Raw genomic sequence first — 21,149 nt, forward strand, 5'->3', positions numbered from 1 at the left:
TACTGTGGGCTACGGTAGCGCTGGGTAGCCGAAAACTAGCCCGGAGGAGTCTCGCATGACGAATCAATCGCGATCGCAGTTCCTCGGCCCCGAGCAGCGTGAGGCTGCCTGGGGGCGGCTCGGCAAGGACACCTTCGACGTCATCGTCATCGGCGGCGGCGTGGTCGGCGCCGGAATCGCGCTGGACGCCGCCACCCGGGGCCTGGAGGTCGCCCTGGTCGAGGCCCGCGACCTGGCCTCCGGTACCTCCAGCCGCTCCTCCAAGATGTTCCACGGCGGTCTGCGCTACCTGGAGATGATGGAATTCGGGCTGGTCCGTGAGGCGCTCAGGGAGCGCGAGCTGGCGCTGTCCACGCTGGCGCCGCACCTGGTGAAGCCGCTGAAATTCCTCTACCCGCTCACCCACCTCGGCTGGGAGCGTCCCTACGTGACCGCCGGCCTGGTGCTCTACGACACCATGGGCGGCGCGAAATCCGTTCCCGGACAGCATCATCTGACCCGCTCGGCCGCGCTGCGGCAGGCCCCCGGCCTGAAGCGCGACGCCCTCACCGGCGGGGTGAACTACTACGACACCGTCGTCGACGACGCCCGCCACACCATGACCGTGGCCCGCACCGCCGCCCACTACGGCGCGGTCATCCGCACCTCCACACAGGTGGTCGGCTTCCTCAAAGAGGCGGACCGGGTGGTCGGCATCAAGGTGCGCGACACCGAGGACGGCCGCACCAGCGAGGTGCGCGGCAATGTCGTCATCAATGCCACCGGCGTGTGGACCGACGAACTCCAGGCGCTCGCACAGCAACGCGGCCGATTCCATGTGCGCGCGTCCAAGGGCGTGCACATCGTGGTGCCGCGCGACCGCATCGCCAGCGATACCTCGCTCATCCTGCGCACCGAGAAGTCCGTGCTCTTCGTCATCGCCTGGAACACCGACCACTGGATCATCGGCACCACCGACACCGACTGGAACCTCGACCTCGCGCACCCGGCTGCCACCAAATCCGACATCGACTACCTGCTCGAACAGGTCAACAAAGTGCTGGTCACCCCGCTCACCCAGGCCGATATCACCGGCGTCTACGCCGGCCTGCGGCCGCTGCTGGCGGGGGAGAGCGACCAGACCTCCAAGCTGTCCCGCGAACACGCGGTGGCCCGCATCGCCCCCGGCCTGGTCGCCATCGCCGGCGGCAAGTACACCACCTACCGGGTCATGGCCTACGACGCGGTCGACGAAGCGGCACAGTACATTTCGCAGCGGGTGCCGCCCACCATCACCGAGAAGGTGCCACTGCTGGGCGCGGACGGCTATCACGCGCTGATGAACCAGACCCCGCACCTGGCCGAGAAGTACGGCGTCCACCCGTACCGGATCCAGCACCTGCTCAACCGCTACGGCTCCCTCATCGACGAGGTGCTCGGCCTCGCCGACGGCAAACCCGATCTGCTGCAACCGATCACGGACTCACCCGGCTACCTGCGGGTGGAGGCCGTCTACGCGGCCGTCGCCGAGGCCGCCCTGCACCTGGACGACATCATGGCCCGGCGCACCCGCATCTCCATCGAATACGCCCACCGCGGTGTCGATTCCGCCGACGAGGTGGCGCGGCTGGTGGCCCCGGTGCTGGGCTGGTCGGAGGCCGATATCGAGCGGGAGGTGGCGATCTACAACGCCCGGGTCCGGGCCGAGATCGACTCCCAGACCCAGCCCGACGACGCCTCCGCCGACGCGCTGCGCCTGGTGGCCCCGGAGGCGCGCCGGGAAGTGGCGGACGCTCAGCGCACCAATTTGTAGTTGAACTCCGTGGTGCCCAGTGCGCCCATGAGCCGCACCCACAGCGGCAGCATCATCTCGGTGCCGCGGGCGGTGGTGATATCGCCCAGGTCGATGATGTCGCGCCAGCCGAACTCGCGCAGCAGGCCGCTCACGGTCTCCTTGGCCTCGGCGTCGTCGCCCGAGACGAAGATCGTGTGGTCGCCGCCCGCCACCCGCTCCGGATGCACCATCACCTCGGCGGTGACGGTATTGAGCGTCTTCACCACCCGCGCCTCGGGAAACGCCCGCTGCACCTGCTCGCCGACCGAATCGGTGTTGCAGATCGCGAGAAACGGCGGAAATCCCAGCGAGAAGTCCAGCGGATTCGAGATGTCCACCACCACCTTTCCCGCCAGCTGCGCCGCCCCCGCGCCCGACAGCGCGGCCACACTGGCCTGCCCCGCCGTCGCGTTGATGATCAATTCCGCCCCGGCCGCCGCCGCTGCCGCCGTGGCCAGCGGCGCCGGAAACGGCTCCTCCTCCCGCGCCTCCGTGGCCTGGACATCCCGGGTCCCGATCACCACGTCATGTCCCAGTTCCACCAGCCGCGCCGACAAGGTCCGCCCGACCGCCCCGGTGCCCAGGATTGCGATTTTCATGCCCGCAACCCTAGGCCCGGAAACCGGGCCCGGGAACGCATTTCGGCAGCGACGAATTGTGCCTGTCGCGTGAAATATCGGGCCACGGGCCGGCCGCCGAGAGCGGTCAGCGGTGGGGCGGCTGGCAGCGGGGGCAGAAGTAGATGCCGCGTTCGGCGCGGGTCGCGTTCGCGTCGTCGCCGAGCAGGTGGACGACCAGGGCCGTGCCGCAGCGGGGGCAGGGGCGGTGCTGGCGGCCGTATGCCTGTGCGCGCCAAGGTGGTTCGTGGGCGGCCTTGACCAGGACACGGTGGGCCTCGTCGACCAGGGCGGGCAGGTCCTCGATCTCGCCTACCGGGGTGGCGGGATGGACGCGGCGGAGGAAACAGATCTCGCTGCGGTAGATATTGCCGATCCCGGCGAGGTTGGTCTGATCGAGCAGGGCCAGGCCGATGGGGCGGCCAGGGTCGCCGGACAGGCGGCGGACCGCCTCGGCGGGATCCCAGTCCGGGCCCAGCAGATCGGGGCCGAGATGATCGGTCGCGGTGTGTTCGTCGGGGCGGCGCAGGACGTCGACCAGGCCGAGGGAGAAGCCGACGGCTTCGGCGTCCGCGGTGGCCAGGATCAGGCGCGCGGTGAAACCCGGTCTGGTCCACCGCTGTCCGGGCGGATAGACCCGCCACGCGCCTTCCATCTCGAGATGGGTGTGGATACTCAGGTCCGTGGTGCGGACGAACAGGTGCTTGCCGTAGGTCCCGACGCTCTCGATCTCCCGGCCCCTCAGGTCGAGGGTCGCGTATCTGGGCACCCGGAAGTCGCTGCGGGTCAGCACCTTGCCCGCCAGGGCTTTTCGGAGCCGGTTGGCGGTGAGAAAGACCGCATCGCCCTCAGGCATGCGGGCTCACGGGCGGCTCCGTAGCCGGAAGCCCTTCGGGGTCGTCGCGAAACCGGCCTCGGTGAGGAAGCCTGCGAAGGTGTTGCCGTGCACCGATTCCCCGTTCACCCGGTCGATGACCAGGGAGTCCACCCGGCGGTCGTGGACCAGGGCGGCCAGGGCGGTGGCCGCGGCGGTGCGCACCGCCGGGTCCTCGGTGAAAGTGAGCAGGGTCTTGCCGCCGCGTTCCAGATACAGCGCGAGTTCGCCGTCGACCAGGACCACCAGCGCACCCGCCTTGCGGCCGGGACGGTGTCCCGCGCCCTCGGCCGCCGCCTTGGGCCAGGGGAGCGCCGCGCCGTACGGATTCGCCGGATCGCAGGCCGCCAAGGCCACCGCGATGCCGACCGGCTCGGGTGAGAAGCTGTCGCCCGCCGTGCGGGTGCGATCGGTGTCGAAGGAGCGCAGGCGGTCCACCACGTCGGTGGTCGAGAACTGCGCGCCGCCCAGCGAATCCACGAAGTATCCGCGACGGCAGCGGCCGCGATCCTCGAACTCGGTGAGCACCCGGTACATGAGTGCGAACCCGCCCGGCACGCCTTCGCTCTGCACCGAGCCGCGAGTCAGCACGCCGTACCGCTCCAGCAGCACATCGGCGGTGGCGTGGGCGCGAATCGTGGTGTCGGCCACCCGTTCCGGCAGCAGCGACCAGCGGCCCGACACCTGTGGCGAGGCGGTGCGGGCAGGCATTCCGGTGCGCGGCAGGTACATTCGCCCGCGCGGGGCACGGCGCGGCGTCCGGTGCGCGGTGGTGGTGCGGGTGGTGCCCGCCAGCAGGGCGCGCACGGGCGCGAAGGTGTCGCCGCCGATGTGCCCGGCCCACACGAGATCCCACAGAGCGGTCGTCACGGTGGCCTCGTCGTCGGAACCGGCACTGTCCACCAGCTGCCGGAAGAAGTACGCGCCCCCGGAATTGCCCGCGACCACCTGGTATTCGCCCTTGGGCAGCGTGGTGCCGACCGGCTCCTCGCCCTCCGCCTCCGCGACCCGCGCGGCCGCATCGACGGTGCCGCCGATCACGGTGGCCCCCAGGGTCGTCAGCAGCCCGATGTGCCGCTCGCTGAGATCGATGTCATCGGGCGGCGGCAGCGTCAGTCCCGCCTGTTCGGCCGGATGCAGGGCGATCCAGCCGTCCTTGGCGGTGATCGACCCGTGCCCCGACCAGATCACCTCGCCGGTGGCCATGAGCTCGTCCAGCATGGCGGGGGAGTAGTCGCGCACCCGCAGCGGCAGGATGAGCGATTCCCATGCCGAGGCCGGAATCGGCACGCCCGCAAGCTGTTCCACCACCGCGGCGACGCCGTCGACGCCGCGCAGCTCCCCGGAGCCGACATGCTGCCAGGACGGCAGGAAGCGGCCCAGCGCGGCGGTCGCCACCGGTTCCACCTCCTTGCGGGCGGCGGCCAGCGAGCGCCGGCGCAGGCGGCGCAGCACCTCGCTGTCACACCACTCCGCGCCCGCCGCACCGGGCGTGAATTCGCCCTCCACCACCCGCTTCTCGAGCCCGAGGCGGTGCAGCGCGGTGGCCGCCACGGCCGGGCCCAGCCCGAAACGATGCGCCGCCTGCGTCAGGGTGAACGGCCCGTGCGTGCGTGCGTAGCGGCCGATCAGATCGCCCAGCGGATCGGCGACCGGCTCGATGAAGGCCGCCGGGACCCCGATGGGCAGCGGCACGCCGAGCGCGTCCCGCAGCCGCGAGGCGTCCTCGATGGCCACCCACCACTGCGACCCCGCGAAGGAAACCTCCAGCGCCCGGCGCGATTTCACCAGCTCCGCGAACCACTCGCGCGGCTCCGCCACGCACCGCTCGGCCGCCTCCGCGGCCGTCAGCGGGCCCAGCAGCCGCAGCAGATCGGCCAGCCCCTCCAGATCCCGCGCCTGCCGCTCGGGCGGGAGCCGCTGCAATTCCCGCTCGGTCTGCTCCAGCACCCCGGCATCCAGCAACTCCCGCAGCTCGACCCGGCCCAGCAGCTCCGCCAGCAGGCTGGAATCGAGCGACAGCGCCGCCGCCCGCCGCTCCGCCAGCGGGCTGTCGCCCTCGTACATGAACTGCCCGATGTAGTCGAACAGCAGGGAATTCGCGAACGGCGACGGCGCGGCGGTCTCCACCTCGACCAGCCGGATCTGCCGCCGCGCCACCCGGCCCAGCAGGTCCCGCAGCGAGGGCAGGTCGTAGACGTCCTGGAGGCACTCCCGCACGGTCTCCAGCAGGATCGGGAACTCGGGGAACTTGCGCGCCACGTCCAGCAGCTGCGCCGCCCGCTGCCGCTGCTGCCACAGCGGCGCGCGTTTGCCCGGATCCCGGCGCGGCAGCAGCAGCGCCCGCGCCGCGCACTCCCGGAATCGCGACGCGAAAAGCGCGGAGCCGCCGACCTGTTCGGTCACCAGATCGTCGATCTCGTCGGTGTCGAAGACGAACAGTTCGGCCCCCGGCGGATCGTCGGTGGTGTCCGGCAGGCGCACCACGATTCCGTCGTCCGACGGGGTCGGCGCGGCATCCACCCCGAACCGCTCCCGCAGCCGGGCCGCGACCGCCAGCGCCCACGGCGCGTGCACGGGCAGCCCGTACGGCGAGTGCAACACCACCCGCCAGTCGCCCAGCTCGTCCCGGAACCGCTCCACCACCAGCGTCTTGTCGGTCGGCAGCTGCCCGGTGGCCTCCCGCTGTTCGGCGAGCAGCGCCACCAGATTCCCGGTCGCGTTCTCGTCCAGGCCCGCTGTCCGGGAGACCCGCTCGAGTTCGGATTCCGGCGTGGACTTGCGCCCGGCGGTTTTCGAGGCGCGTGTTTTCGAAGCAGCGGATTTCGGAGAGTCCGCCGCCTTGGCTTCGGGATCGTGACCCGCGGCGAATTCGGCCAGGGCCTGCGCCAATTCGGCGGGGGCCCGTCCCTTGGATTTCCCGGTCGCTTTCGGTCCGGCCGCCGGGGGCTCGGCCGTGCCTCGGCCGGCCGCGCGGTGCTGTTCGACGGCCTGTCCGGCGAGGCGCACGAATTCACCCAGCGCCGCGCCCAATTCGGCCGGGCGGCCCAGGGAATCGCCGTGCCAGAAGGGAAGCCGGCCGGGGAGCCCGAAGGCGGGTGTCACCAGCACTCGATCGAAGGTGATCTCCTCGATCCGCCAGCTCGTCGCACCCAGGGCGAAGACATCGCCCACCCGCGACTCGTAGACCATCTCCTCGTCGAGTTCGCCGACGCGGGACGCTTTTTCGCCGACCATGAAGACCGGGAACAGGCCGCGGTCCGGAATCGCCCCGCCCGAGGTCACCGCCAGCCGTTGCGCGCCGGGGCGGCCGGTGAGGGTGCCCGCGTCGCGGTCCCAGACGATGCGCGGCCGGAGTTCGGCGAACTCGTCGGAGGGGTAGCGTCCCGCCAGCAGGTCCAGGACCGACTCGTAGGCCGAACGGGGCAGCGCCGCATAGCTTCCCGTGCCGCGGACGGTGTCGAACCAGGCGTCGGCGTCGATCGGCTCCAGGGCGCAGGCCGCCACGGTCTGCTGGGCGAGGATGTCGAGCGGGTGGGCGGGGACCTGGAGTTGCTCGATCTGCCCCGCCGTCATGCGCAGGGACGCCACCGCGCAGTGGATGACATCGGTGCGGTGTTTGGGGAAGATCACGCCCCGCGAGATCTCACCCACCTGGTGCCCGGCCCGGCCCACCCGCTGCAGCCCGGAGGCCACCGACGGCGGCGCCTCCACCTGCACCACCAACTCGACCGCACCCATGTCGATGCCGAGTTCGAGGCTGCTGGTGGCGACCACGCAGCGGAGCCGCCCACTCTTGAGATCGTCTTCGATGAGCGCCCGCTGCTCCTTGCTCACCGACCCGTGATGGGCGCGCGCGAGAAGCGTTGTGGCGCCGTGGATCACCTCCGTGGACGCGCCCAGTTGGGCGGGCGGCGCGTGCTCGGTGTCCACCGCCTCGCCGATGCGCGCCGCGTACGCCTCGTTCAGGCGCGCCGTGAGCCGCTCGGACAGCCGCCGCGAATTCGCGAACACGATCGACGACCGGTGCTCGAGCACCAGATCCACGATGGCCTCGTCCACGTGCGGCCAGATCGAGCCCGGTTGATCCGAATCCTCCGCGCCCGCATCGGGTTCGGTCATATCGGGCACCGGCACCCGCACCGACAGGTCGAAGGTCTTGGGCGCGGGCGGTGCGACAATCGTGATGGGCGCGCTCCCGACCAGAAACCGGCCCACCTCATCCGGCGGCCGCACCGTCGCCGACAGCCCGATCCGCTGTGCCGGACGTTCGGTGAGCAGGTCCAGTCGCGCCAGTGAAAGCGCCAGGTGCGCACCGCGTTTCGAGCCCGCGATGGCGTGCACCTCGTCCACGATCACCGTGTGCACCCCGCTCAGCGTCTCCCGCGCCGCAGAGGTCAGCAGGAGGAACAGCGATTCCGGCGTGGTGATCAGAATGTCCGGCGGCGTGCGCTGCATGGTGCGCCGATCCGCGGCGCTGGTGTCACCGGAACGCACTCCCACGCGAATCTCCGGTGCGGCCACATCCAAACGCTTGGCCGTCTGCGTGATCCCGACCAGCGGCGCCCGCAGATTCCGCTCCACATCCACGGCCAGCGCCTTGAGCGGAGAGATGTAGAGCACCGACGTCTTGCGCGGCCCCTCGGCCGGTTCCCGGGTGGCCAGCTGGTCGATGGCCCACAGGAACGCCGACAGCGTCTTGCCCGACCCGGTGGGCGCGATCACCAGCGTGTGCTGCCCCGCCGCGATCGATTCCCACGCCCCCAGTTGCGCGGCCGTCGGCGCGGGGAACGCACCGTCGAACCACTCTCTGGTAGCGGGTGAGAACCGATGCATTGCCCCAGTCTGCACCCGCGCACCGACAGACTCCGCCAACCTGTCGGGGCAACCCCGTCATACGCGGCATCGCGATACGCCTCCAAATCCCGCGCGTAGGCTTCGGACCGTGCAGAAGGTGCTCCGACTCGACCTGGTCAGTCACGGTATGACCGAGGCGATGCGCAGAGCACGATTCCCGGTCGATGAACCCCTCACGGAAGCGGGCCGCCGCGCGGTCTCCGCCTGCGGCCGCCTGTCCGCCGCCCGGGTGATCACCGCCCCCGAGCGCCGCACCATCGAAACCGCCACCCTCATGGGACTCACGGGCGACGAGGACGATCGACTACGCGATCTCGACGCCGGGGCCTGGCGCGGTGGCGAACTCATGTCCGTGCCCAAGGAAGACCTCTATCTCTGGCTCACCGACCCGGGCTTCCGCGGTCACGGCGGCGAGGCGGTGGTCGACGTCATCGAGCGCACCGGCGAATGGCTCGCCGATATCGCCCTCGACGGCGAACCCACCATTGCCATCACACATCCCGCGGTGATCCGCGCCGCGCTGCTGGTCACCCTCGACGCGCCCGCAAAGTCCTTCTGGCGCATCGATGTTCCGCCCGTCACCGTCACCCGGCTGCACTATCGGGGCGAATGGACGCTCCACTTCCGCTCGTGACCAGCTAGCTCTGCGGAGTGCGCTGCGCGGCGGCCAGCATGGCCCGCACGGCGTCGGTGATCAGGCGGGCCGAGATCCCGGGGTCCACGGCGCGTTGAATGCCAAGGCCCAGGCCGAGACTCAGCAGCGTGGTCGCGGCGTCCTCGGCCGACATGGGCAGGGTCAGGTGCATGGAGTCGGCCAGCGCCTGCAGCTGAACCGCGACCGCGCCGCGCATCATGCTCAGGCTGGAGACCAGCGCGGCCTGCAGATCCGGGTCGTCGCGGGCCACGATGGCGAACTCGAATTCCAGCAGGGTCCAGCCGACATCGCCGAGTGTGCGCTCGGCCCAGCCCTGGAAGCGCTCCATCCGCGCCTCCAGGTCGTCCTCGCCGGCGAGCAGGTCGCTCAGCTCTGTGAACTTGGTTTCGTGAATGAGCGCCAGCACTTCGAGGCAGAGCGCGGATTTGGTCCGGAAGTTCGAGTAGACCGCGCCCTTGGAGTACCCGGCCTCCTCGGCGACCCGTTCCAGGCTGGTCTTGGCATACCCGTCCGTCAGGAACATCTCGCGCGCGGTGGCGAGCAGGTCCGCGCGGGTGCGCGCCTGGCTCTCGGTCCTGGTCAGTCGTGCCATGGCCACGATTCTATGTACTCCAGGATTTGGGATACCGACGGTATGTGAAAACTGCTAGTCTGCGAAACCATGAGTAACAGGAACGGGTCACAGCGACGTGGCCTGGCCATCGGGTGCGGCGGCACGGTCGGCATGGCCTGGATCGTCGCCGCGCTGGCCGCGGTACAGGACGTGCTCGACTGGGACCCGCGCACCGCCGACGTCATGATCGGCACCTCCGCGGGCGCGGAGGCGCTGACCATGCTGGGCAGCGGCATCGGGGTCGACGACCTGGTCGCCATGCAGCGCGGCACCGCCACCAACCCGATCCTCACCGGCCACATGCGCTCGGAGCCCGGACGATTCCCGCCGCTGCCGCGCCCGCGCCTGGGCGCGCCCGGCCGCGCGGTCCGGGAACTGCTGGCCCGGCCCGGAAGCGGTCACGCCCTGCTCACCGCGGGCAGTGGGTTGCTGCCGCAGGGGGGCGGCGACCCGGCCTGGCTCCAGCGACTGGCCGAGCGGCTGAACCCCGGCCGGGACTGGGTCCAGCACCCGGCGACCTGGCTGGTGGCCATGGACAATGCCAGCGGCGAGCGGGTGGCCTTCGGCTCCCCGTCCGCACCGGACGCGAATCTCGGTGCGGCCCTGCGCGCTTCGTGGGCGGTGCCCGGCTGGTTCCCGGCCGTCCCGATCGCGGGCCGCCGGTTCATCGACGGCGGCGCGGCCTCCACCGCGTCCGCCGACCTGCTCATCCCGGCCGGCCTCGACGAGGTCGTGGTGATCGCCCCGATGGCCTCCACCGGCCGCCTGCCGGTGACCGGCCCCGGCCACTTCCTGGAGCGCCAGCTGCGAAACCGTATGAGCGAGAAGCTCGATGCCGAGATCGCCCTGCTCCGCGCCAGTGGCGTGCGGGTGCTGCGCATCGACGCCACGGCCGGGGATCTCACGGTCATGGGTCCCAACTTCATGGACGGCCGCCGCCGTCTCGACACCTTCGAACACAGCCTGGGCAGCACCCGCCGCCAGGTCGAACAGGGAGAGTTCAGATGAGCATCTTCGGAAACGGCTATCCCGCCATCGAATTGACCGGCGCCCGGGTCCTGATCACCGGCGCGGGCCGCGGCATCGGCCAGTGCACCGCCGAGCTGTTCGCGAGCAAGGGGGCGCAGGTCGCCATCGCCGATGTGGACACCGCCGCCGCGCAGACGGCCGCGGTCGCCCTGGACGCCAGGGCTTTCGAGCTCGACGTGCGCGACCGGACCCAGTGGGACAAGGTGGTCGCCGACTTCGGTCCGGTCGACATCCTGGTCAACAATGCGGGCGTGATGCCCGCGGGCGCCTTCCTCGACGAACCGGATGCGGTGGGCCACACCACCATGGACGTCAATGTCTGGGGCCTCATCCACGGCATGCGCGCGGTCGTCCCCGGGATGATCGAGCGCGGTCACGGCCACGTGGTGAACGTCGCCTCGCTGGCCGGCAAGATCCCGGTCCCGGGCCTGGCCGTCTACAACGCCAGCAAGTTCGCCGCCGTGGGCCTGTCGGCCGCCACGCGTCTGGAGTTCGCGCCGCACGGCGTCAGCGTCAGCTGCGTCATGCCGTCGGCCGTGCGCACCCGCCTGTCCTCGGGCCTGGCGCTGGGCGGTGGCATGCCGACCGTCGACCCGGAGGACGTGGCCGAGGCCGTGCTCGGGACCGTGCGCACCCGCCGTGCCGAGGTCGCCGTCCCGAACTACCTGGGCCCCATCGACGTCGCGCTGGCCGCCGCGCCCGAGCCCGCGGTCCGCCTGGTGCGCAGGCTCTTCAACGGTGACCGGGCGCTGCACCCGGCCGACGAGCAGGCGCGCGCCCGATACGAGGAACAGGTGCGCGCGATCGCCGCCGAGCAAGACCGGCCCGAGGCATAGGCGGGTCCGGTGGGCAGGCCGAGAGGTGCTTATTCGAACCGAATGCCTTGCGCCAGCGGTAATTCGGCAGAGTAGTTGACGGTGTTGGTGGCCCGGCGCATGTACGCCTTCCAGGAGTCCGACCCGGACTCCCGGCCACCGCCCGTCTGCTTCTCGCCGCCGAACGCGCCGCCGATCTCGGCCCCCGAGGTGCCGATATTGACATTGGCGATGCCGCAGTCCGACCCGTCGGCGGCCAGGAACCGTTCCGCCTCGCGCTGGTCCCGGGTGAAGATCGACGACGAAAGTCCCTGCGGCACACCGTTGTGCAGCTCGATGGCGGTGTCCAGGCGGTGGTAGGTGAGTGCGTACAGGATCGGCGCGAAGGTCTCCTCCCGGACCACCTCGGTCTGCGCGGGCATGCGCACCAGGGCCGGCCGGACGTAGAAGGCGTTCGCGCCCGGCCCCTCGATACGCTCACCACCGCAGATCAATTCACCGCCGTCGGCCAGCGCGCGCTCCAGCGCCGCCCGCATGCCGTCGTAGGCCCGCTCGGTGATGAGCGGCCCGACGAGAACGCCCTCCTCGAGCGGGTTACCCACCCGCAGTTGGCGATACGCCGCCGAGATCCGATCCAGCAGCGGCCCGGCCACATCCACGTGCACGATCAGCCGTCGCAGCGTCGTGCACCGCTGGCCCGCGGTGCCCGCCGCCGCGAAAACGATTCCCCGCGTGGCCAGGTCGAGATCCGCCGAGGGGGTGACGATCGCCGCGTTGTTGCCGCCCAGCTCCAGCAGGCAGCGACCGAACCGCGCCGCCACCCGCGGCGCGACCTGCTGCCCCATCCGCACCGACCCCGTCGCGCTCACCAGCGCCACCCGCGGATCGTCCACGAGCTGCTCGCCGATCGCCGCCGGGCCCTGGATCAGCTGGTGCACTTCGGGATCCACGCCCACCTCCCGCGCCGCCCGGCGCAGCAGGGTGTGACAGGCCAGTGCGGTCAGCGGCGTCGCCTCCGACGGCTTCCACACCACGGTGTCCCCGCACACCAGCGCGACCGCGGTATTCCAGGCCCACACCGCGACCGGGAAGTTGAACGCCGAGATGACCCCGACCACCCCGAGCGGATGCCACGTCTCCATGAGCCGGTGCCCGGGCCGCTCCGACGGCATGGTCCGCCCGTACAGCTGGCGCGACAGCCCGATGGCGAACTCGCAGATATCGATCATCTCCTGGACCTCGCCGCGCGCCTCCGCGCCGATCTTGCCCGCCTCCACGGTGACCAGTTCGCCCAGCTCGTCCCGGTGCACGGTGAGCAGCGCCGCCAGCCGCCGCACCACCGCGGCCCGCTGCGGCGCCGGTACCGTGCGCCAGCTCCGGAAGGCGGTCTCGGCGCGGGCGATGGCGGCGTCGACCGCCGCGGAATCGCTCGCGCGCAGGGTGATCAGCTCGTCGCCGGTGATCGGGGTGCGGGCCGAGAGTTCACCCGGTCGGGGCGTTTCGACACCGAGGCGTTGCAGCAACTTCTCCGTCTGCTCACGGAGCTCACGGGTCGCCCCGTCTGACAGTGCGTGACTCATTACGTGCTCCAGGTTGGGTTCCGGCACCGAGTTCGGTTCGCTGCGTTAGCCTTCGCTGATGGCGGATACACCGGCGAAACTTGTACTCGACGACATCGATCGACTGCTGATCCGTGAGCTGATTGCCGATGGTCGCGCCACCCTGTCCAATCTGGCGGAGAAGGCCAACCTTTCGGTGTCCGCGGTGCAGTCGCGGGTGCGGCGGCTCGAGGCGCGGGGCGTGATTCGCGGCTACACGGCGAATGTCGATCCCGAGGCGCTGGGCCAGATGCTGTCGGCTTTCGTCGCGATAACTCCTCTCGACCCGTCTCAACCTGATGACGCACCCGCACTGCTTCAGCACATTCCGGGTATCGAAGCGTGTCACTCGGTCGCCGGCGATGAGAGCTACATGCTCATGGTGCGGGTGGCCTCGCCCAGGCACTTGGAGCAGCTGCTGCAGGAGATCCGAGCGACGGCCAACGTCCGGACGAGAAGCACCATCATTTTGCAGACATTCTATGACAAGTAAGGCCGCGGCGGCCGCAGACATTCAGGTTTCGCGCCGGTCACGGGCGTAATTATTCCGGAACTTGCGGGCATAGCCGTAAAAGTTCATTTACGCTGGGTGGCGTGACCCTCGAACTCGATCGGCTCGGGGCGGCCGCCGAAACCACCCTTGTCACCCCCGCCCGGGTGCATGAGATCCTCGCCGGGAGCATTCTCGCCGACGGCTTCGACCTGGTACTGGACCTGCGCGAGTCCAGGGGCCGCCGGCTCGTGGACGCCCGCGACGGCACCGCGTACCTCGACATGTTCGGTTTCTTCGCGTCCTCGACGCTGGGCATGAACCACCCGGCCATGCTGGGTGACAAGCCCTTTCTGGCCGGCCTCAGCGCGGCCGCGCTCAACAAGCCCAGCAACTCCGACGTCTACACCGTCGAAATGGCGCGCTTCGTGGACACTTTCGTGCGCGTGCTCGGTGATCCGCGACTGCCGCACCTGTTCTTCATCGACGGCGGCGGCCTCGCTGTCGAGAACGCCCTCAAGACCGCCTTCGACTGGAAGTCGCGCCACAACGAAATACATGGACGCCCAGGCGAACTCGGCACCAAGGTGCTGCACCTGACCGGAGCCTTCCACGGCCGCACCGGCTACACGCTCTCGCTCACCAACACCGACCCGGTCAAGACCGCGCGCTTCCCCAAGTTCGACTGGCCCCGCATCGACACCCCGTATGTCGGACCCGATCATCCCGACATCGAGGCCGCCGAGCGGCACGCGCTTGACCAGGCGCGCCGCGCCTTCGCCGAAAACCCCTACGACATAGCGTGTTTCATTGCCGAGCCGATTCAGGGAGAGGGCGGCGACCGGCATCTGCGCCCGGAGTTCCTGCGTGCGATGCAGCAGCTGTGCCACGAGCACGACGCGCTGTTCATCCTCGACGAGGTGCAGACCGGTGTCGGCATGACCGGCAGCGTGTGGGCCTACCAGCAGCTCGGCCTCGAACCGGATGTCGTGGCCTTCGGCAAGAAGACCCAGGTCTGCGGCATCATGGCGGGCGGCCGGGTGGACGAGGTGCCCGACAACGTCTTCCATGTCAGCTCGCGCCTGAACTCCACCTGGGGCGGCAATCTGGCCGACATGGTCAGGGCCCGGCGGGTTTTCGAGGTGATGGAGCACGAGGATCTGGTGGGCCGAGCTCGGGAGCTGGGCCCGTACCTGCTCACCCGGCTGACCGAATTGTCCACGGCCCATGCGGAAGTCACCGATCCGCGCGGCCGCGGCCTGATGTGCGCCATCACCCTGGCGACCCCGGAGCTGCGTAGCGAGGTGGTGAAGCGGCTGCGCGAGCAGGAGCACGTCCTGATCCTCGGCACCGGCGAGCGTGGCATTCGTTTCCGGCCGCCGCTGACGGTAACCGAGGCGGAGCTGGATGAGGCCGTGGACGCCCTCGGACGCGTATTGGCCTGAGCCGCAACCCCGACCGGTTGGGTCCGAGTTGCCCGCGTTTGCTGAATAGTCGCTTTTGCCCGAAGCGCGTGGCGCGGAGCGACACTCCGTGATCGCGCCGCGAACCTCCATGTCGCCGCCTACTATTCGACGACATGTCAGCTCACCGCAATGCCGCCATGGCACGGTGCACCCTGTGATCGCGCGCCGTGCACGTCTGGGTCTGGTCATCTCCATCGCAATGCTGGCCGGTTGCTCGAGTGGTGGAGCGGTCACAGTGCCGCGCCCTTCCGCGCCCCCGGCCACCCCGCCCGGTGCGGCGGTGGCGCCGGACCTGCTACCCGGCATGCCGCCGCCACTCTCGCCCGTCGACGTCTACGCGGCCACGCGCGAACTCAGTCCCGCCGTGGCCGATCAGCCCACCCGCGTCTACGTCCCCAACAGCGAATCCAACACGATCACCGTCATCGACCCGGACACCTTCGAGGTCATCGACACCTTTCCGGCCGGTGGCCGCGAACCACAGCACGTCGTCCCCTCCTACGACATGCAGATGCTCTACGCCAACAACGATCTCCCCATCGGCAGCGGCAGTCTGCTGCCCATCGACCCCCGCACCGGCGAGGCGGGCGACCCCATCCCGGTCCGCGATCCGTACAACATGTACTTCACCCCGGACGGCAAGTACGCCCTCGTCGTCGCCGAGGCCGACCGCTCCCTGGACTTCTACGACCCGCACAGCTGGGAGAAGCTGCACGACATCGCGGTTCCCGACTGCCCGGGCGTCAACCACATGGACTTCACCGCCGACGGCCGCACCGCCCTGGTCAGCTGCGAATTCGGCGGGCGCCTGGCCGTGGTCGACATCGCGGGCCTGCGCCTGCTGCGCATGATCGACCTGCCCGGCGGCCGCTCCGGCATGCCGCAGGACGTCAAGCTCGCACCCGACGGCCGCACCTTCTACGTGGCCGACATGATGGCCAACGGCATCTACGTCTTCGATGCCAAGACCTTCGACAACACCGGCTTCATCGCAACCGGCGCGGGCACCCACGGTCTCTACGTCACCCGCGACTCCAAGCAGATGCTCATCACCAATCGCAAGGAGGGCAGCATCTCGCTCCTGGACTTCGCGACCGGACAGCTGACGAGCAAGTGGCGGATCCCCGGCGGCGGCAGCCCGGATATGGGAAATCTCTCCGCCGACGGCCGCGTCTTCTGGGTCTCGGGCCGCAACAACAGCGAGGTCTACGCCATCGACATCGTCGAGTGGAAGCTGCTCGCGCGCATCCCGGTCGGCCGCGGCCCGCATGGTCTCACCATCTGGCCCCAGCCGGGCAGATACTCGACCGGCCACACCGGCGTCATGCGTTGAGCCCCTCGGCTTTCCGGGGCGCGCGCGGGCCGGAATCCCGCCGGCCCGCGGTGTGTGGACCCGGCCAAAACCGGGCCGGGATGACTGGGGGAATTTGCTATTGAACAGCGTTCGAGTCGCGCCGGTGCGGTGATCGAATCGCGCGCTCTACCTGCGGCTTTCTACTGGCGGGTAGTCAATAACCGTACTCGCGAGTAGCCCCGTCTGGATTACGAAGGGGGTCTGGTACTGGTTACACTCCCCGTCATGACGAGTGTCCAGCAGCAGCCTTCGCCGGGGTCGGCGGGCGCCCCTGATATCCACACCACCGCCGGCAAGCTGGCTGACCTGCGCAATCGGCTGGAAGAGGCCAAGCACCCGATGGGTGAGGCCGCGGTCGACAAGGTCCACGCCAAGGGCAAGATGACCGCGCGCGAGCGCATCCTCGCCCTGCTGGACGAAGGCTCGTTCGTCGAACTCGACGCCCTGGCCCGCCACCGCAGCGTGAACTTCGGCCTGGAGAACCAGCGTCCGCTGGGCGACGGCGTGGTCACCGGCTACGGCACCATCGACGGCCGCGACGTCTGCATCTTCTCCCAGGACGTCACCGTCTTCGGCGGTTCCCTCGGTGAGGTCTACGGCGAGAAGATCGTCAAGGTCATGGACCTGGCGCTCAAGACCGGCCGCCCGCTGATCGGCATCAACGAGGGCGCCGGCGCGCGCATCCAGGAAGGCGTCGTCTCCCTGGGTCTCTACGGTGAGATCTTCCACCGCAACATCCAGGCCTCGGGTGTCATCCCGCAGATCTCGCTGATCATGGGCCCGGCCGCCGGCGGTCACGTCTACTCGCCCGCGCTGACCGACTTCGTGGTCATGGTCGACCAGACCTCGCAGATGTTCGTCACCGGTCCCGACGTCATCAAGACCGTCACCGGTGAAGAGGTCACCATGGAGGAGCTGGGCGGCGCCCACACCCACATGGTGAAGTCCGGTGTGGCGCACTACGTCGCCTCCGGCGAGCAGGACGCCCTGGACTACGTCCGCGACCTGCTGAGCTACCTGCCCAGCAACAACCGCGCCGAGGCCCCGCGCTTCCCGGCCACCGCCGCCGCGGGCGCCATCGAGGAGAACCTCACCGAGGCCGACCTCGAGCTGGACACCATCGTCCCGGACTCGCCGAACCAGCCCTACGACATGCACGAGGTCATCAAGCGCCTGGTGGACGACGAGGAGTTCCTCGAGGTCCAGGCCGAGCGTGCGATGAACGTGATCGTCGGCTTCGCCCGGATCGACGGCCGCAGTGTCGGTTTCGTCGCCAACCAGCCCTCCCAGTTCGCGGGCTGCCTCGACATCGACGCCTCGGAGAAGGCCGCGCGCTTCGTGCGCACCTGCGACGCCTTCAACGTCCCGATCATCACCCTGGTCGACGTGCCCGGCTTCCTGCCCGGCACCGGCCAGGAGTACAACGGCATCATCCGGCGCGGCGCCAAGCTGCTCTACGCCTACGGTGAGGCCACTGTGGGCAAGATCACAATTATCACCCGCAAGGCCTACGGCGGCGCCTACGACGTCATGGGTTCCAAGCACATGGGCGCCGACGTGAACCTGGCGTGGCCGACCGCGCAGATCGCCGTCATGGGTGCCTCGGGCGCCGTCGGTTTCGTCTACCGCAAGCAGCTGCAGACGGCGGCCGCCGAGGGCAACGACGTCGACGCGCTGCGCCTGGAGCTGCAGAACGAGTACGAGGACACCCTGGTGAACCCGTACGTGGCGGCCGAGCGCGGCTACGTCGACGCGGTCATCCCGCCCTCGCACACCCGCGGCCAGATCGTGTCGGCGCTGCGGCTGCTGGAACGCAAGATGGTGTCCCTGCCGCCGAAGAAGCACGGCAACATTCCGCTCTGATAATGCGATATGCGCGGTGTGTGGGGCGCACACTGTCGAATGGGACAAAGGTCTCGTACCGCGCACGATCGCCTCATCCGAGCGAAGATGTTCAGGAATGGCCCTCGCCGTCGAGGGTTGTATCGAATACCGTTTGCGGCCCGGACAAACACGGGCCACGAATGCGCCGCACACCCTGCGGCGAACGGACAGGAGGACTGGCGCTGTGACGACCATGGCCGATGAAGAAGTGCTGCGCGCCGCCGAACTGGATCTAGCAACCGTCGATGAACTGGCGGACGCCGTCGACACGGCCGTCACCGAGGTCGCACCGTCGAGCACCGACCCGGTCATCCGGGTCCTGAAGGGCAACCCGACCGACCTCGAGCTCGCCGCCCTGCTCACCGTGTTCGCCGCCGCGTCCGCGCGCGCCGCGGCCGCCCCGGCCGAGACCGGCCCGGCCGACAACTGGGGTGTGCCGACCCTGATGCACCGCGGCTCTTCGCCCTTCTCGCCCTACGCTTTTCCGGCGCTGTCGCACCTGCGCGACTGACGGACTGTGACCGTCTTCGTACTAGCGTCTCAATCTCCGGCCCGGCTCGGCGTCCTGCGCAATGCGGGCGTCGAGCCGGTCGTCCGGGTGTCCCATGTGGACGAGGACGCGGTGGCCGCAGCGCTGCCCGCGGATACCGCACCCGATCGTGTCGTCATCGAGCTGGCCCGCGCCAAGGCGCGTGAGATCGCCGGTCAGCTGGCGGCCGATCCCGCCTTCGCCGATTCCGTTGTGGTGGGCTGCGATTCGATGCTGCTCGTGGACGGCGTACTCCAGGGCAAACCCCTGACCCCCGAGGTCGCCCGCGCGCGCTGGGCCGAGATGGCCGGGCGGAGCGCCGATCTGCTCACCGGGCACTGTGTGCTGCGGCTGTGTGCCGGTGAGGTCACCGCCGAGGCGGCCGACTGTAGTTCCACCACGGTGCATTTCGCCAAGCCCGAACCCGATGAACTCGACGCGTACATCGCGACGGGGGAGCCGCTGCAGGTGGCCGGATCCTTCACCCTGGACGGCCTGGGCGGCTGGTTCGTGGACAAGATCGACGGTGATCCGTCGAGTGTGATCGGTATCGGCCTGCCGCTCGTGCGCCGGCTACTGGCCGAAGTAGGCGTCGGTATTGCGCAGCTGTGGGTCGGTGGCCGCGCGTAGCTGCGGTTCGGTGGCGGTCCGCAGTTGCGGTGCGATACGGCCGGTCGAGGGCGCTAGTCGAGGCTCGCCGGACTCGGCCTGACCCTCCTCGCGCCCGGCCTCGCCGGGGCGCCCCTGCAATAGTTCCAGACGGGCGACACACAGTTCGGGTTCCACGAACGGGTGTAGGCGCACGGTCACGCTCTCGCGGCCGCCGTTGCGGTCCAGTACTTCTCGCATGAGTCCCAGGTGCGCGCCGCACACCACCTCGGAGTGGGTGCGGGCCAGTTCGCGTAGCGGGCAGGCGGTCATGCGGATCAGGGCCGACTCTTCGGTCTCGCCGGCCTGGTCGCGTTCGGGGGCGAAGCCGAGCTCCGACATCAGCGTGACCGTGAGGTCCTTGGCGTCTTCCAGCGTTTCGACGGGCTGGTCCGCCGCTTCCAGTTTCGAGCCCCAGGCGCGCCCGGCCGCGATGGCGGCCTCGGAGCGGCGGCGCGGATCGCTGCCCAGCTGATCGGCGAGCACCTGCGCCAATTCCTGATAACCCACCGATCGCTGTACAGCGGTATAGCCGATGCGCGGGCGACCGCGGCCGCGCGGCGGCTGCTGAAATTGGCGGACCAGCGATTCCCGGGTTAGGACGTCCAAATGAAAACGCACCGTTGTCACATGTTGTCCGGTGACGCGCGCCAGTTCCTGGGCGTCGAGAGGCTCGCTGGCGCCACGTAGGATCGCAAGCAGTCGCCGTCGCGGCCAAGAATCGGACATAGCTCACCCCTCCTCTCGAGAGACTTTATCGGATGAAGCTGCGCTTAATTCGCTCAATCATCCGATTCGTGATCTGAAACGAGTTACGTAACCGCCACATGCCTACGATCGGTGTCGAGATTCGAATCGCCAATACCTAACCCACCACGCGTGAAGGACCACAACGTGCCCGTCGCTCCGGATCCGCATCACTCGTTCGGCTCCTACGCACATCCTCACCGACTAGTAACCACAGAGTGGCTATCGGCAAACATCGGCACGCCGGGACTCAAGATCATCGAGTCCAACGAAGACATATTGCTATACGACATCGGGCATGTGCCCGGCGCCATCAAGATCGACTGGCGCACCGAGCTGATCGATCCCCGCACCCGTGACGTCGTCGACGGCGTGGCCTTCGCCGACCTGATGCGGGTCAAGGGCATCGAGCGCGACGACACCGTGGTCATCTACGGCGACAAATCCAATGGCACCGCGGCCGCCACCCTGTGGGTGTTCTCCCTCTTCGGACATGAGGACGTGCGCCTGCTGGACGGCGGCCGCGACGCCTGGATCTCCGAGGCCCGCGACACCACCTTCGAGGTGCCCGCGGCCGGGCTGGGCGACTATCCGGTGGCCGACCGTGACGACAAGTCCGCCCGCGCCTTCCGTCAGGACGTGCTCGCGCACTTCGGCGGCCCGCTCATCGATGCGCGCGGGTTCGACGAGTACACCGGGGAGCTGGTCGTTCTCGATCGCCCCGAGGAACAGGCGCTGCGCGCGGGCCACATTCCCACCGCGGTCAATATTCCGTGGGCCTCCTCGGTCGGCGCGGACGCCCGGTTCCGGCCGCGGGCCGAGCTCGATGTCATCTACGGCGCGGTGGTCACCGGCGTCGCGCCGCTGGTCTACTCGCGGGTCGGCGAACGGTCCGCGCTGACCTGGTTCGTGCTGACGTATCTGCTGGGCGTGCCCGGTGTGCGCAACTACGACGGCTCCTGGACCGAGTGGGCCAATGCGGTCGGCGCGCCCATCGTGATCGGCGGAGAACCCGGCGAGCCGCCCACGGTCGTGGCAAGCTCGTAACGCCCGCGCCCCTCCCGGGGTATGCACAGGGGAAGGTCGCGGGAGGGTCTGGTAGAACAGGTTCTAAAAAAGACCGTTCGAAGAGTCGCATTGCTCACTCTTCGGGCCTACTC

Annotated in this window: 17 protein-coding genes; 11 read left to right on the forward strand and 6 right to left on the reverse strand. The window is 69.5% G+C overall.

The annotated features are described in order from the left end of the window. The first annotated feature begins 55 nt into the window (after positions 1-55). Positions 56-1,792: a glycerol-3-phosphate dehydrogenase gene (gene glpD / locus ACFXHE_RS10850; RefSeq protein ID WP_379381951.1), complete on the forward strand. Its 1,737-nt coding sequence runs from the start codon at positions 56-58 to the stop codon at positions 1,790-1,792. Here glpD and ACFXHE_RS10855 read toward each other — a convergent pair. The 3 genes from ACFXHE_RS10855 to ACFXHE_RS10865 all read right to left on the reverse strand — a co-directional run bounded on the left by ACFXHE_RS10855 (position 1,774) and on the right by ACFXHE_RS10865 (position 8,140). After that, positions 1,774-2,412 (reverse strand): NADPH-dependent F420 reductase, encoded by a 639-nt coding sequence (locus ACFXHE_RS10855; protein WP_379381953.1) that lies wholly within the window; start codon positions 2,410-2,412, stop codon positions 1,774-1,776. The genes glpD and ACFXHE_RS10855 overlap by 19 nt on opposite strands. A gap of 106 nt (positions 2,413-2,518) precedes the next feature. After that, positions 2,519-3,286, reverse strand: coding sequence for a DNA-formamidopyrimidine glycosylase family protein (locus ACFXHE_RS10860; RefSeq protein ID WP_379381954.1), 768 nt, complete (start codon positions 3,284-3,286; stop codon positions 2,519-2,521). Between the two features lie 6 nt (positions 3,287-3,292). Then, the gene (locus tag ACFXHE_RS10865) at positions 3,293-8,140 is read right to left on the reverse strand and encodes an ATP-dependent helicase (protein WP_379381956.1); all 4,848 of its coding nucleotides are present in this window, start codon (positions 8,138-8,140) and stop codon (positions 3,293-3,295) included. Positions 8,141-8,249: 109 nt separating this feature from the next. Here ACFXHE_RS10865 and ACFXHE_RS10870 point away from each other — a divergent pair, with 109 nt between their 5' ends. Further along, entirely contained in the window at positions 8,250-8,795 is a 546-nt protein-coding gene (locus ACFXHE_RS10870) for a histidine phosphatase family protein (RefSeq protein ID WP_379381958.1), read from the forward strand. A 4-nt stretch (positions 8,796-8,799) separates the two neighbouring features. Here the strand turns inward: ACFXHE_RS10870 and ACFXHE_RS10875 are convergent, their stop codons facing one another. Beyond that, complete coding sequence (locus tag ACFXHE_RS10875; RefSeq protein ID WP_379381960.1) at positions 8,800-9,408, reverse strand: TetR/AcrR family transcriptional regulator; 609 nt, start codon at positions 9,406-9,408, stop codon at positions 8,800-8,802. 69 nt (positions 9,409-9,477) lie between these two features. Here ACFXHE_RS10875 and ACFXHE_RS10880 point away from each other — a divergent pair, with 69 nt between their 5' ends. After that, the gene (locus ACFXHE_RS10880) at positions 9,478-10,437 is read left to right on the forward strand and encodes a patatin-like phospholipase family protein (protein ID WP_379381962.1); all 960 of its coding nucleotides are present in this window, start codon (positions 9,478-9,480) and stop codon (positions 10,435-10,437) included. Further along, entirely contained in the window at positions 10,434-11,294 is an 861-nt protein-coding gene (locus tag ACFXHE_RS10885) for an SDR family oxidoreductase (protein ID WP_379381964.1), read from the forward strand. The genes ACFXHE_RS10880 and ACFXHE_RS10885 overlap by 4 nt, the downstream gene beginning before the upstream one ends. A 29-nt stretch (positions 11,295-11,323) precedes the next feature. Here ACFXHE_RS10885 and ACFXHE_RS10890 read toward each other — a convergent pair whose 3' ends face one another. Beyond that, positions 11,324-12,853, reverse strand: coding sequence for an aldehyde dehydrogenase family protein (locus ACFXHE_RS10890; protein ID WP_379381966.1), 1,530 nt, complete (start codon positions 12,851-12,853; stop codon positions 11,324-11,326). Positions 12,854-12,911: 58 nt separating this feature from the next. On the opposite strand from ACFXHE_RS10890, the gene ACFXHE_RS10895 reads away from it, so the two are divergent. The 6 genes from ACFXHE_RS10895 to ACFXHE_RS10920 all read left to right on the forward strand — a co-directional run bounded on the left by ACFXHE_RS10895 (position 12,912) and on the right by ACFXHE_RS10920 (position 19,224). Further along, positions 12,912-13,364, forward strand: a complete 453-nt coding sequence (locus tag ACFXHE_RS10895) for an Lrp/AsnC family transcriptional regulator (protein ID WP_040855781.1) — start codon at positions 12,912-12,914, stop codon at positions 13,362-13,364. Between the two features lie 101 nt (positions 13,365-13,465). Then, positions 13,466-14,806, forward strand: a complete 1,341-nt coding sequence (lat, locus tag ACFXHE_RS10900) for an L-lysine 6-transaminase (protein ID WP_379381968.1) — start codon at positions 13,466-13,468, stop codon at positions 14,804-14,806. Positions 14,807-15,062: 256 nt separating this feature from the next. Next, positions 15,063-16,160, forward strand: a complete 1,098-nt coding sequence (locus ACFXHE_RS10905; protein ID WP_379381970.1) for a beta-propeller fold lactonase family protein — start codon at positions 15,063-15,065, stop codon at positions 16,158-16,160. A gap of 246 nt (positions 16,161-16,406) precedes the next feature. Then, a complete protein-coding gene (locus ACFXHE_RS10910; protein WP_354830132.1) occupies positions 16,407-18,044 on the forward strand; it encodes an acyl-CoA carboxylase subunit beta in 1,638 nt (545 codons plus the stop codon). 214 nt (positions 18,045-18,258) lie between these two features. Next, on the forward strand, positions 18,259-18,576 hold the full coding sequence (locus ACFXHE_RS10915; RefSeq protein ID WP_379382116.1) for an acyl-CoA carboxylase subunit epsilon: 318 nt from the start codon (positions 18,259-18,261) through the stop codon (positions 18,574-18,576). Positions 18,577-18,582: 6 nt separating this feature from the next. Continuing rightward, entirely contained in the window at positions 18,583-19,224 is a 642-nt protein-coding gene (locus ACFXHE_RS10920; RefSeq protein WP_379381972.1) for a Maf family protein, read from the forward strand. Here the strand turns inward: ACFXHE_RS10920 and ACFXHE_RS10925 are convergent. After that, entirely contained in the window at positions 19,168-19,971 is an 804-nt protein-coding gene (locus ACFXHE_RS10925; protein ID WP_379381974.1) for a helix-turn-helix transcriptional regulator, read from the reverse strand. The two genes, ACFXHE_RS10920 and ACFXHE_RS10925, sit on opposite strands and share 57 nt — an antisense overlap. A 165-nt stretch (positions 19,972-20,136) precedes the next feature. On the opposite strand from ACFXHE_RS10925, the gene ACFXHE_RS10930 reads away from it, so the two are divergent. Then, complete coding sequence (locus ACFXHE_RS10930) at positions 20,137-21,036, forward strand: sulfurtransferase (protein ID WP_379381976.1); 900 nt, start codon at positions 20,137-20,139, stop codon at positions 21,034-21,036. Positions 21,037-21,149 lie beyond the last annotated feature (113 nt).

The sequence above is a fragment of the Nocardia sp. NPDC059229 genome (assembly GCF_042754165.1).
Taxonomy (GTDB): domain Bacteria; phylum Actinomycetota; class Actinomycetes; order Mycobacteriales; family Mycobacteriaceae; genus Nocardia.